Raw genomic sequence first — 13,795 nt, 5'->3', positions numbered from 1 at the left:
TTGTATCAGGTATAATAGAGGCAACCAAATAAAAAGGCGGCAGAGATCACTCTCTACCGCCTACTAATCTGAGCGTCACAACTGGACACTTCTCCCTTCGACTTTTAAGTCTTATTATTATTCTTTTTATTTTATTGTCGTCCGTATTGTTTTTATTTTAGACTTCCGTGACACTTTCCATATTGTTTTTATTATGAGACTTCCGTGATTTTCTTATTCTCGGCCTTCCTGACGCTTTCTTGATAGTCCTTCGTATCCAACTAGATACATAACTTTGCCACCTACGCTTCCGTATCGAATTGTCCCTTTTTTTGTATTGCTTGGCGACAACGAATAATCTACGCTCCTGAGCTTGAGTTACAACTGTTTAATAACAAATTTCTTACCTTAATTTTTTTAATTAAACAGAAAAAAGATGAATTACATAAACTTACACTGAACAACAGCTTAAAAATAAGCTAAAACTCACATGTTGCACGAGCAAATATCTCACATGAAAAGTGAGATATATCTCACAACTTCAACAACAAAAAAAGGCAGCCTATGCTGCCCTTTTTTCAATAGTAGGAGTTTACACTGAGAGAGGTAAACTCACTATACGACTTTAGTGTAGACCACCTAAGTACTTAGATAATACTTCGATGTCTTTATCCGTAAGCTTCTTCGCGATATCACGCATCATACCATTCATGTCATTGTTGCGAGTGCCATCACGGAACTTCTCAAGCTGTGATTTGATGTACTCAGGGTGCTGGAATGACACTTTCGGGAACTTAGCTAAAGAAGTACCATTACCACGAGGACCGTGACACGCAGCACAAGCAGGAATACCACGCTCAGCATCACCCGCTTTGTATAGCTTTTGACCTAAAGCAACAACATCTTCAGGCGTTGAACCCGCAGACATAGGTAAAGAAGAGAAATATACAGCTAAATCTTTCATATCTTGATCTGACAGCGGCATAGCCATACCACTCATCACAGGATCCATACGCCCTTCTTTACCACCAGACGTCATACCTAGCTTAAACTCCTGTAGCTGCTTATAGATATAATCTGCATGCTGACCTGCGATTTTAGGATACATAGTCACAGGGGCATTGCCATCTGGACCGTGACATGCTGCACACGTTGCAGACTTTGCTTTACCTGCTTCCGCGTCACCATCGAATGCCGATGCGTTGCTTGCTGACAACGTACCAAGCAACATTGTTAAAGTTAATGCTATTTTTTTCATGGTAAATTCTCTGTTTCCGACCCTGTAATTTGTACCCTCGCGAACAAAGTCGCTCTCTTTATTGCTCGGGCAAATAATACCAATCAGTACTAATTAGGTTGTTATGTTAATCAGATGAATCATACATGCAAACTTAGCAAATATAACGCCAAACAGCACCGATCCATCTAAATACGCCTTGCTCAGTAGTGACTACTGATAGGTATACACTTTAGATTGACATTGCAATTTCTACATTCTACACGATATTACTTTCTCTGGCACGTTTTCTGCCCATATTAAGCTTATAATTTATAGGGACTTGACCTAGATTAATTAATATTTGGGACGACGGTTTAGTCAATTAGCGACAAAAGCGGCGTTTAGAACAAATCTCACAATGCTTTTGGTTTCCGTCATACTGTTATAAAATACGCAATTCCATCCGCGAAAGTTTAATCAGTTAGGAGTCAGCGTGCTAAAATCTCGCGTTAAATACAATCAGGCACAATTTATCACAAGTGCCCCAGATATCAGTAAACTGCCACCAGACACTGGAATTGAAGTTGCTTTTGCGGGTCGTTCTAACGCTGGTAAGTCGAGCGCGCTCAATACGCTTACAGACCAAAAGCTGGCACGCACCAGTAAAACACCTGGCCGGACTCAGCTTATTAATACTTTTTCTCTAGGTGAAGATCAGCGTTTGATTGATTTACCTGGCTATGGCTTTGCGAAAGTCCCATTAGAGATGAAAAAGAAATGGCAAAAAGCATTAGGTGAATATTTACAACGCCGCAAATGTCTTAAAGGGATTGTGGTATTAATGGATATTCGTCACCCTCTTAAAGACCTCGATATGGATCTCATCAACTGGGCGACTGGCAGCAATATACCGGTATTAGCGTTGTTGACCAAAGCCGATAAGCTAAAACAAGGTAAGCGCAAAGCAGAAGTACTACAAGTACGTCGAGCGCTAGCTGAAATAGACGGTGATATCACCGTTCACGCGTTTTCTTCTTTGAAAGGTATCGGATTGAACGAATTGGCGTGGAAACTGGATGATTGGTACTTAGGTCCGTTTGTGAAAGAAGCTCAAGAAGAAGCGAGCGAATAATCAAACGTAGGGCGCGCTTAGCTAAGATAAAAGCGCGTCTTTGCCGACATCAGATAAAGACCTTTTTCATCTTCCTCGAGCAATTCAGCCCACTGATAATAGACATTTCGTGAAATTCTAGCGGTTAAACCATAATTGAGTGTGAGAAATGGAATATCTCCTCCATTAACATGCTCAAGGGCTAGTGGAAACACATCACAAATGGGCCACTCACGGCCTAAATTATCTATCGCGATAATACAAGGTGATAACTCCAAAGCCGATGCTTCATCACAATAACGCCATTGCTCGATAATAAAAGGATGAGCAAGCACCTCAATCTCACAACTTTCTGCTGGTGTTTTTAACCAATACTGTTGACCATCAAAGGTTAAAACACTAGCAAACAAGGCAACAAGTGATTGCCGTTTAATTTCACGCCCTTGATGAAACCAACGACCATCCGCAGCAATTTTTATGTCAGAAAAACCGCACGACGGCGCCGACCAATTTTCGGTCGGCGCATGAGTCGTAACATACTGTTTGATTAACGCATCAATTTTGTTCATCAAAAACCAAGTTGAAGCTAACAGGCACGCTAGTCGCGATAGTCTTCAGACCCGCAATTTCTCGTAGCGCTTCAATTCCTTTATCTAACCCAAACTGCTTAGAATCGAGAATAAATGCATTTACCGGTGTAACCACCAATCCATTAGCACTTTTCGTTACCAATAAGTCTAGGCTGATCTTTTGGATCTGACCATGCAGTGTCAATGTTGCTGTTACATCATTGATTTTTTGTGTACCAGCTTTAAGTTTAGCGAGCACTTCAGAAACATCAGCGTTAACTTTCGCCTTTGGGTGTTGCGCTACATTGAACAGCATCTTTTGCATGCGTTCATTACGGATCGGGATCATCGTTTCAACGCTTGCCAAGTCAATATTAACCTCAAGCTCGCCTTTAGCAGATAATGTACTATCTATCGTTTTAAAATGATGTACTTCTGCAACGCTAGCCTGTTTCACAGACACAAAACTAACATCGCTTTGTTGTTGATTAAATTGCCAAGCTGCGAACGCCTGAGAAGAAATAAGTGCACTACCTAAAAGAAGGTACTTTAGCATGACGACTTCCTTATGAAATGAGAGTGAATTGCATTTGAGCGCTCAGTGTAAAACGCAGTGCAAATTAAATAAACCTTTAATCATAAACTCGTCGTTATGTTGGAATACTTTTACGCCCATCGTATTCACTTTATAGCGAGAAAATAGCCTTAGTAGCCAAGCAAAAACGTTGTGATTTAGCTACCCTAAACGATCAATTTTTAACGAAGTTAATAGGGGTTTCATATTCACATTGATTGGGGAGTTACATCAATTGCTATCATCTTTGATAAGAGAAGAAAAAGACGGCCCGTAAAAGTTACGAGCCGCTATAGCAATCTGGGGAGAAGCTATCAATACACTGTATCCTCTTTCGAGAGATACATCATCAACAGGATGTCCTACAGGATGAGGACGGCGCGAACTCTAACAAATAGACGTCCAGAAATAAACACCAAAAAGCAAAACTTGAGCCAATTTGATAAACTTTCAACGTTAATTTATTTTTTGTTACTAGGGATTAACAGAAGCTACAAAATTAAGACGCTATGCTGCTAGTGTATACTTGCAAACAAAGATGAATGAAGTTGCACTAATCTAAACGCATAGTGCAACTCGGGTAGATTTTAATATCGACTAGTGTGCTTGTTCCCAGTTGTCACCACTGTCAGCTTCAACTAATAACGGTACATCAAGTACTGCCGCAGCGCTCATCAACTCACAGATTTTTTCACTGTATTCAGCAACTTTATCGCTGTGTACTTCAAACACCAATTCATCGTGCACTTGCATGAGCAACTGGATATCATTGCTATCACAGCTTTGTAGCCATTCATCCACTTTAATCATCGCTTTTTTGATGATATCCGCCGCAGTGCCCTGCATCGGAGCGTTGATAGCTGCACGTTCTGCTGCTTTTCTGCGAGCGCCATTACGCGCATTGATATCCGGAAGATACAAGCGGCGACCGAATAAGGTTTCTACATACCCTTTATCAGCAGCCTCTTCACGCGTACGCTCCATATACTCTAATACACCAGGGAAGCGTTCAAAGTACATATCCATATAATGTTGCGCTTCATTTCTTGGAATATCTAACTGACGTGACAGACCAAACGCACTCATGCCATAGATCAGACCAAAGTTAACCGCTTTGGCTTTGCGGCGCATATCAGAAGTCACTTCCTCAAGCGGCACGGAAAACACTTCAGACGCCGTTGCACTGTGTACATCTTTACCTTCAGCAAAGGCACTCAACAACCCTTTGTCTTGTGACAAATGTGCCATGATCCTAAGCTCGATTTGGCTGTAATCCGCCGCAACGATTTGTTTATTATTGTCGGCAACAAATGCCTGACGAATACGACGTCCCGCTTCATTACGGATCGGAATATTTTGCAAGTTAGGATCACTTGAGCTTAAACGGCCCGTTGCGGTAACGGCTTGATGATAAGAAGTGTGCACGCGACCGGTATCCGCATTAACCAATTTTGGTAATTTGTCGGTATAGGTTGATTTCAGCTTAGCCAAGCCACGGTGCTCAATAATAAGTTTTGGCAGAGGATAATCATGCGCCAACTCTTGTAGCACTTCTTCGGCCGTTGAAGGCGCGCCTTTTGGCGTTTTCTTAATCACTGGCAGCTCAAGTTTGTCGAACAGTATCGCTTGTAGTTGCTTTGTTGAACTCAGGTTGAACTCCTCACCTGCAATTTCAAAAGCTTGTTGTTCAAGCTCACCTAAGCGTTTTTCAATCTCGATACTTTGCTTCGCTAGCATATCGCCATCGATGTGCACACCGGTGCGTTCAATGCGAGAAAGTACGCTCAGCAGTGGTAATTCAATCTCTGTAAATACCTGCTTAAGGCGATTTTCTTTTTCAATTAACGGCCAGAGATGTTGATGCAATCTCAGCGTAATGTCTGCGTCTTCCGCTGCATAAGGTGCCGCCTTTTCTAGCTCAATTTGATTAAAGGTCAGTTGGTTCTTACCTTTGCCTGCGATGTCTTCAAAGCTAATGGTTTTATGGCCTAAATATTTTAGCGCCAAGGAGTCCATATCGTGGCGAGTTCCTACGCTGTTAAATACGTAAGACTCTAACATGGTATCAAAAGCGATCCCCTGCAGTTCAAGCCCTGCACGAGCAAGCACACTTTGATCATATTTTAAATTTTGACCCACTTTTTTGATCTGAGGATCTGCAAGTAGCGGTGCCATGATCTCGAACACTATATCTTGAGAAAGCTGCTCAGGTGCTCCCACATAGTCGTGATTGATCGGTAAGTAAGCCGCTTCGCCCGGTGCAACCGCAAAGCTCATTCCAACTAGATCCGCCTGCATATAGTTAACGCTGGTGGTTTCAGTATCAAAAGCGATGAGCTGGGCTGCTTTTAACTTAGTTACCCAGTCATCAAGCTGTGCTCTTGTCAAAATGGTCTCGTACTGGGTGTCGACCTGCGCCGCCGCAGGCGCCGACCCTTCAGCCTCCACATCAACGATATCAGCTTGTGACTGACCATCCAGCAATTCAGCTAACCAACGCTTAAATTCACACTGACCATATAGCTCGATTAAGCGATCTTTATCCATCTCAGCTATCTTAAATTGCTCTAAGTCTTGCTCTACTTCACAATCCAGCTTAATGGTGGCTAATTCATACGACAGTTTTAGCTGCGCTTGGTGTTCCTCTAGTTTTTTCGCCATGGTTTTTGAGCCACGAAAACCTAAATCAGCAATTTTGTCTAAGTTTTCGTAAAGCGAGTCAATAGAGCCTAATCCCTGCAGCATCGCCAATGCCGTTTTTTCACCAACGCCAGGTACGCCCGGAATATTATCGACCTTATCTCCCATTAACGCGAGATAGTCGATGATCAAGTCAGGACCAATACCAAACTTATCCACTACCCCTTCAGGGTCTAAGATCGTATTCGTCATTGTGTTGATCAACGTGACATGTTCATTGACCAATTGCGCCATATCCTTATCACCAGTGCTGATTAGCACATGGCGACTTTGCTCTGACGCTATTTTAGAGAATGTACCGATCACGTCATCGGCCTCGACACCACTAATACTTACCAGTGGCAGGCCCATTGCTTTAATTATTTCGTGGATCGGCTCAATTTGCGTTCTCAGATCATCCGGCATAGGCGGACGATGCGCTTTATACTCGCTATACATTTCGTTGCGGAAAGTTGGCCCTTTAGCGTCAAAGACTACTACCATATGACTTGGTTGATATTGCTTAAGCAAACTCTTAAGCATATTGATCACACCGTAGATCGCACCAGTTGCTTCACCTTTCGAATTTGTTAAATGTGGTGGCGCATGATAAGCACGAAATAAATAGGAAGAACCATCAACCAAGATCAACGGATTTTGAGGGATCTGAGACATAAATATTGGATCCTAAATTAGTCTTTTGTGGAGTAGAATGTAAGGATGCCACAAGGCACAAGATAAAACGAGTTTCGCGTTATCTCATCATTTAGATAAATCGTGCTGCACCTGTGGATAACTTTGTAGACAAACACGAAAAATCGCTCCGAAACTTTGTTGTAAAAGTCAGAGTGTAAATTAAAACTTTGATTTACTTGCGCTTTTTGTGCCTTTTTTATTGTTATTATCTTTACCGCTTTGTGGATAAAGAATTTTTTTAGTCACGCTTAACAAACTAGGTGAGTAAAAAATAGCCTGATTTTCTCAAGCGGAGGAGTATACTAACACAATTGATCAAAGATCATAGAAGATCCTTTATAATTTTTTAATTCGTGCATAATTCTTTTTATGCATATAGCGCGCATGATGTGACATTGAAGGGAGAAATGAATGAAAAAAGTAGCGGTAATTTTAAGTGGCTGTGGTGTATTCGACGGTGCCGAGATCCACGAGTCAGTATTAACACTACTCAATCTTGAAAAAGCGGGGGCAAGCTATCAGTGCTTTGCACCTAATATTGATCAATTCCATGTGATCAATCACATCACCGGTGAAGAACAAGATGAACGTCGTAATGTTCTTGTTGAAGCCGCCCGCATTGCACGCGGAGAAATTGCAGATCTGGAAACATTAAGTGCTGACGAATTCGATGCTTTGGTATTACCAGGAGGTTTTGGTGTAGCAAAGAACCTTTCCGATTTTGCTTTTAAAGGCGCAGACTCTTCGATTCTTGAAAGCGTAAAGCGCGTATGTCGTGAGTTCAATCATCAGCAAAAGCCTATTGCTTATTTATGTATTGCGCCAGCACTCATCGCCCATATCCATACACCTGGTACACTCGCAACCATAGGTAATGATGTTGATACCGCAGCGGCAATTAATACGCTTGGTGCAAAACACGTGGATTGTGAAGTAACCGAGATCGTTGTTGATGACAATGAAAAAGTGATTAGTACACCGGCATACATGCTGGCGTCATCCATCCTTGAAGCCGCGACAGGTATCGAAAAGGCGGTGACTAAACTAATCGAAATGGCATAAAAGCGATCGCTTCTCCTACCCATTCATAATAGTAAAGGAAAACGTTAGAGCCGATCGACTCACATTTCGGCCTAACGTTATTGCAAATTTAGGCGAAAAAGCTTGCCCTAACGCAATAAATTAATGGTTTTAACCATTTATACTCAAGTTTACGTTTTATAAATGAACAGGTGACGTTATAATCCCAATAATTCCGTCATCCATTATCGTGATTGAACACGTTCAAACGAAGTGAGCAAGGTAAATGAAAAAACTTTCAGCAGCACTTTTATTGCTATCAACAGCCGCAGTTGCGCAACCATACGACAATTCTTTAACTGAAGAAGCGATTAAGAAACGTCTTCAGCCTATCGGCTCAGTATATTTAGCTGGTGCTGAAAGTGCTGCAGAAGCCGAGCCATCAGGACCTCGTTCAGGTGAGCAGGTTTATCAAGCAGCATGTTTTGCTTGTCACGGCACAGGCGCACTAGGTGCACCAAAAACAGCTGACGATTGGGCGCCTCGCATTGCCAAAGGTAAAGACGTATTACTAGACCATGCGATCAATGGCTTCAATGCAATGCCTCCTCGTGGTACTTGTATGAACTGCTCGGATGATGAGATTGCAGCGGCAATTGATTTCATGACAAGCAAATAAATATTTCAACTTCTCTATATTAGGGTAAAAAGACTGATTGGACAGTGCAGCGTTTATCGCTGCATTTTCGTCTCAATATAGTGCCATAAAAGCCATGATTAACGCTGGCTTGATATCGCTCTATAAAGCGAGCAGGAATGAGAAATTTACACTTGACCGCTTCGGCTAAAAGTGAAACTATTAAGCTCAATAATTAAACAACAATAAGAACTGGTTTCGTCATTGGAAGAGCCACAACAGCAGGTTAGGAGACTATCTCGGCGAACCGCCAGATTAGAGTCTTTACTTAAAAAGTATAAAAGAAAGTCTCAACTTCAATACACACTAATTCAGTTATCAGAACAGGCTAGTACTGTTGCTGAGCTTACCTTGTTGTATCCCGCAATCCACAATATTCTGTCTCAATATTTACCTAGCAAAAGCTTTTATGTTGTCCTGCAAAATCGCTTTACTCAAGCGCTTGAGCTATCGTATTTTGTTGATGAGAAAGATGGTATTTCTGTCCCTCTTCATGAAGCACATCACTTCAAAGATGGTGTAACTGGGTTTGTATTTAAAACCGGTGAAACTGTTTACCTCACCAAAGACGACATGCTATCGCGAGCCAATGCTGGCGATTTTAAGATAATGGGTAGTCAAGCAGAGCATTGGGTAGGTGTACCTATCTATCGCGATGGCGCAATTATTGGCGTTATGGTGTCGCAAAGCTACGAAGCGGAACAATCCTATAGCGATCATCAAGTTGAATTGCTTGAAGTGATGTCATTATATTTGGCCACAGCGATTGAACGCGTTAAAAAGCGTGAGTTACTAGAGTCTGAAGTGAAAATTCGCACGCGGGCACTAATGCAAAGTAATGAAGCACTTAATAAAGAAATAGAAAACCGTAAGCGTGCGCTAGAAAGACAGCAAATCTTATTCAAGATCTCTGAATTAGCAACCCAGTTCTCCGATATTGACGATGTTTACCAACAAGTTCACGACATTATTCGTTCTATTACTTTTGCCGACAACCTCTACATAGCGCTTTACGATAAAGAGACGAATTGGCTCACCTTCCCGTATAGCGTTGATGAAAAAACCAGTTACAACCCTCGCCCATTTGCAAAAGGGTATAGTGAGCTGGTCATTCGTACTGAGCAAAGCCAATTGATAGACAGTACCCGTGCCAAAGCCTTAGCACTAGAGGGCACGGTAGAGCGCCCTGCAGGCTATAACCACAAGCTTGCTGCAACGAGTTGGCTTGGTGCACCATTAAAAACGGCTACTGGCGTCATCGGTCTGATCGCATGCCAAGCTTACGAGCACAAACACGAATTTAATTATGATGATGTTGAGCTGATCTCGTTTGTATCTAATCAAATTGCCTCTGTACTACAAACGCACCTAGCGAACCAAGCGCTTAAGATCAGTCACCAGCAGTTAGAACATCGAGTTGCGGAGAAGACCAAAGAGCTACAGCAAGCCAACTTACATCTACAAATGCAGATGGAAGAGCGCAAGAAGATTGAGCAACAGCTTTATCATGATGCCCATCATGATTCACTCACGGGTCTACCAAACCGTAGTTTGTTTTTAACTCAGCTCGAAAAGACGCTGCAAAAACATCATCGTTACCCCGAAGATAACTTTGCCGTTCTCTTTATCGATTTAGATAAGTTTAAAGACATAAATGATGAATTAGGTCACCAAGCAGGCGATCAGTTTTTGGTGTGGGTGGCACAGTCATTCTTAGAGTGTATTCGTGAACACGATTTATTAGCACGACTTGCCGGTGATGAGTTCGTGATCTTACTTGATCACCTAACCGATCGTCAGCAAGCGGAAGATGTCGCCAAGCGTATTATCAAAGTCATGCAGCAACCTTTCTGCTTGAAAGGAGTATGCATGCAAAGTGGTGCCAGCATAGGTATCACCTATAGTAATAAGCTGTATCGTAACACCGATGAAATTATCAGAGATGCCGATGCGGCAATGTACTATGCCAAAAACGCTGGCCGTGGTCGCTATGAGTTTTATCATCCATTACTTACCGCAAGCTCAAACGCTCAGAAGCAACAAGAACAGCATCACCTAGATAAGCTCCCTACTCACTTCCGCTGCACGGAAATCGTAAACTGGTCAGATAGCGCCCAGCCAATTGGCTTTTTGGAAGCCTTTGGCGAACATCCAGTATTAGGCAGCACCAGTTTTGATATTCTGAAAAAGTTTGCCGCAGAAAAATCTCAGCTGCTTGAAATTGAATTGCATCTACTAAACAAAGCGCAAGAAATAGCACGTAACCGCGATGAAGATATGCTATTTGGTTGTTCTGCAATGTTACTAGAAAGTGCACATTTTGACGCGTTAAAGCAGCAGCTACAGCGGCAAGACAAAACACTTTGTTTACTCTTCGAAGAGAGCGAAATTCGCTTTGCTTCTAGTCAGCAAGTATTAAATCTCAGAGCCTTGGCCGATATGGGGATCCCTATCGGACTGAATAATTTTGGTAAAGATCGCTGCGATCTAACCCTGATCAGCCAAGTTGACTTTACCTATGTCTTATTAAGCTCGACGTTTAGTAAACGCGTCTTACAACAAACGAGTTATGAGGTTCAATTGCAAGGTATTTTAGCCGTTACTAAAGTGAAGAATATTAAGGTCATCGCCCGAGGTCCTGCGATTTTAAACTTTAGAAGCTTACTGGAAAAGCATGGCTTGCAGCTATTTTTTGGCAAACAGCAAATGTTGGATAAGGGCAACGAACGTGTAGCCTTTATCCAAAATTTTGATAACGAATCAGTCCCGTCTTAGCATTGCCCGTAAATTCGCAACGTTAGATTTACCTTTTTCCATTCGTTCTGCCTGTGTCGCTACAGGCTTTTTCCCTTCAATTTGTAAATCATCTTGCGGCAATTCTTGTACAAAGCGGCTCAGCTCTGGGGTGATTTGCTCACCAAATTGACGACGACTTTTGGTATAAGTCAATGTTAGGGTTTGCTGAGCGCGAGTTATACCAACATAGGCCAAACGCCTTTCCTCTTCGATATTATCTTCGTCAATACTCGTTTGGTGGGGTAGTAACCCTTCTTCCATCCCCACCATAAATACGTGTGGATATTCAAGACCTTTGGACGCATGCAGCGTTAATAACTGCACTGCATCTGAGTCATCTTCCTCTTCATTGCGCTCAAGCATATCTCTTAATGTGAGTTTGCTTACCACTTCTGGCAGTGTCATGGCGGGGTTATCAGCATCTCCCGTGAGCATATCACTTATCCAACGGTATAGTTCTGATACGTTTTTCATCCGCATTTCCGCCGCTTTAGCGCTGGGAGATGACTCGTAAAGATACGCTTCGTAATTAATTTCACGGATCATATCTTTTACCGCTTCCAAGGTATCTCCGCGGGTTGCTCGGTCGGAAAGCTCAACCACCCAGCGCGCAAATCCCATCAATGCATTTAAGCCACGACCCGCCAAACGGTCCGCAAGCTCTGACTCAAAACACGCCGCAAATAGACTAATATGACGCTCGTTGGCAAAGCTTCCTAGCTTTTCTAATGTTACCGGACCAATCTCGCGTCGTGGGGTATTGACGATACGTAAAAATGCGTTGTCATCATCTTGATTCACTAAGAACCGCAAATAAGCCATGATGTCTTTGATTTCACTGCGTGCAAAGAACGACATACCGCCACTAATTTTGTATGGAATACGGTTGGTCATGAGTGCTTTTTCAAACACTCTAGCTTGGTGATTTCCACGATAGAGCAATGCATAGTCGCGATAGCTGGTACGTTTCATAAACTTATGTGAAATGATCTCCGCGACCACACGCTCCGCTTCATGTTCTTCATCACGAGTCGCTATCACACGGATCGGATCGCCATACCCCAGTTCACTAAACAGCTGTTTATCAAATTCATGGGGATTGTTGGCGATAAGGATATTCGCAGCCTTTAGGATCCGCCCTGCGCTACGATAGTTTTGCTCCAACTTGATAAGTCTTAGGCCTGGAAAGTCTTTGCTCAGTAGCACTAAGTTTTGCGGTTTAGCGCCACGCCATGAATAGATAGACTGATCATCGTCACCAACCACAGTAAAACGTGCGCGCTCACCTACCAGCAATTTCACTAACTGGTACTGGCTGGTATTGGTATCTTGATACTCATCCACCAGCAAATAGCGGAAACGTTGCTGCCAGCGCTCTCTCACATCAACTGACTGATTCAAAAGCAAAGTTGGGATCATAATAAGATCGTCAAAGTCTAGGGCATTGTAAGCACGCAGCTGTGTTTGATAACGCGCATAAAGCTGAGCGAATAGCGCTTTTTGTGGCTCTCGCGCTTCTCGAATAGCACGCTCAGGCAAAATAAGCTCGTTCTTCCAGTTACCAATCTGCATTTTCAGCAAATTGAGTAAGTCTTTATCACGCTCAAGCTCTTTTTCAGTGAGTTCACTTAACAACTGATTCGTGTCTTGATCATCAAACAAGGAAAAGCCAGGTTTATACCCTAAGGTCTTGACCTCTTTTTTAATGATTTCCAGCCCTAATGTATGGAATGTCGACACCCACAAACCCTTAGCTTCTTGCTTGCCCAAAGTTTGTGCCACACGTTCACGCATTTCTTTCGCCGCTTTGTTGGTAAAGGTGACCGCTGCGATATTCTTTGCTTTGTATTCACACTGCTGCACTAGGTAGGCAATTTTATTGGTAATAACCCGGGTTTTACCTGAGCCCGCACCTGCCAATACAAGGCATGGACCACTGATATATTTTACCGCTTCGTCTTGTTTTGGGTTGAGCTTCATGCAACTAATCCGGTTATCTTCTTGCTTGGCACAATGTTGGCTACAACTGTCAGTGCTGAGGGGTTGAGGAATTCTTATAAACAGGCCCTAGTTTATCGTATCCATGTAAAACTATGAAGCGAACCTTTTCCGTCTGCGGCGCATAAGGTAAGATGGACTTTGTATACTGACTCGCAAGCTAAGGTAAGAAGATGATTAATCCAGCCAAAATTGAAGAAATTGCTAAGCAAATTTCCAGTAACATGCCACAGGGCGTAAAAAATCTTGCTGAAACATTTGAAGCAAGAACGAAACAGGCGATCCAGAGCAAATTATCAGAAATGGATTTTGTTAGCAGAGAAGAGTTTGATATTCAAAGCAAAGTGCTGATCCGCACGCGTGAAAAATTGGTTGAACTTGAAGAAAAAGTGGCGCAGTTAGAAGCACAACTTGCCAGCCAAGCATCCGACTCGCAGAAATAAGCAACCACAGCTTC

General features: G+C 42.6%; 10 protein-coding genes. 5 read left to right on the top strand and 5 right to left on the bottom strand.

Going from position 1 to position 13,795, the window contains the following annotated elements:
• Positions 1–604: 604 nt before the first annotated feature.
• Entirely contained in the window at positions 605–1,237 is a 633-nt protein-coding gene (locus tag GSF13_RS06545) for a c-type cytochrome (RefSeq protein WP_010607782.1), read from the bottom strand.
• A 454-nt stretch (positions 1,238–1,691) separates the two neighbouring features.
• Between GSF13_RS06545 and yihA the strand changes: the two genes are divergently transcribed.
• On the top strand, positions 1,692–2,330 hold the full coding sequence (yihA, locus tag GSF13_RS06540; protein ID WP_010607781.1) for a ribosome biogenesis GTP-binding protein YihA/YsxC: 639 nt from the start codon (positions 1,692–1,694) through the stop codon (positions 2,328–2,330).
• A gap of 17 nt (positions 2,331–2,347) precedes the next feature.
• Here yihA and GSF13_RS06535 read toward each other — a convergent pair whose 3' ends face one another.
• From GSF13_RS06535 to polA, 3 genes are all read right to left on the bottom strand, one after another.
• A complete protein-coding gene (locus GSF13_RS06535) occupies positions 2,348–2,878 on the bottom strand; it encodes a DUF1285 domain-containing protein (protein WP_174170894.1) in 531 nt (176 codons plus the stop codon).
• Positions 2,865–3,434 (bottom strand): YceI family protein, encoded by a 570-nt coding sequence (locus GSF13_RS06530; protein WP_211867562.1) that lies wholly within the window; start codon positions 3,432–3,434, stop codon positions 2,865–2,867. Before GSF13_RS06530 ends, GSF13_RS06535 begins: the two co-directional genes overlap by 14 nt.
• A gap of 615 nt (positions 3,435–4,049) precedes the next feature.
• Positions 4,050–6,806 carry a DNA polymerase I gene (gene polA, locus GSF13_RS06525; protein WP_174170895.1) on the bottom strand — a complete coding sequence of 919 codons (2,757 nt, stop codon included), beginning with the start codon at positions 6,804–6,806 and terminating at the stop codon, positions 4,050–4,052.
• Positions 6,807–7,238: 432 nt separating this feature from the next.
• On the opposite strand from polA, the gene elbB reads away from it, so the two are divergent.
• From elbB to GSF13_RS06510, 3 genes are all read left to right on the top strand, one after another.
• Positions 7,239–7,889 (top strand): isoprenoid biosynthesis glyoxalase ElbB, encoded by a 651-nt coding sequence (gene elbB / locus GSF13_RS06520; protein WP_010607777.1) that lies wholly within the window; start codon positions 7,239–7,241, stop codon positions 7,887–7,889.
• 244 nt (positions 7,890–8,133) lie between these two features.
• Complete coding sequence (locus GSF13_RS06515) at positions 8,134–8,526, top strand: cytochrome c5 family protein (protein WP_010607776.1); 393 nt, start codon at positions 8,134–8,136, stop codon at positions 8,524–8,526.
• Positions 8,527–8,748: 222 nt separating this feature from the next.
• Entirely contained in the window at positions 8,749–11,319 is a 2,571-nt protein-coding gene (locus tag GSF13_RS06510) for a diguanylate cyclase (RefSeq protein ID WP_211867561.1), read from the top strand.
• Here GSF13_RS06510 and rep read toward each other — a convergent pair.
• Positions 11,305–13,320: a DNA helicase Rep gene (gene rep, locus GSF13_RS06505; RefSeq protein ID WP_211867551.1), complete on the bottom strand. Its 2,016-nt coding sequence runs from the start codon at positions 13,318–13,320 to the stop codon at positions 11,305–11,307. The genes GSF13_RS06510 and rep overlap by 15 nt on opposite strands.
• 191 nt (positions 13,321–13,511) lie before the next feature.
• Here rep and GSF13_RS06500 point away from each other — a divergent pair, with 191 nt between their 5' ends.
• A complete protein-coding gene (locus GSF13_RS06500) occupies positions 13,512–13,781 on the top strand; it encodes an accessory factor UbiK family protein (RefSeq protein ID WP_010607773.1) in 270 nt (89 codons plus the stop codon).
• The last annotated feature ends 14 nt before the right edge of the window (positions 13,782–13,795 follow it).

It is taken from the genome of Pseudoalteromonas sp. M8 (assembly GCF_018141365.1).
GTDB lineage: Bacteria > Pseudomonadota > Gammaproteobacteria > Enterobacterales > Alteromonadaceae > Pseudoalteromonas.
This window is presented reverse-complemented; position numbering and strand designations above follow the sequence as displayed.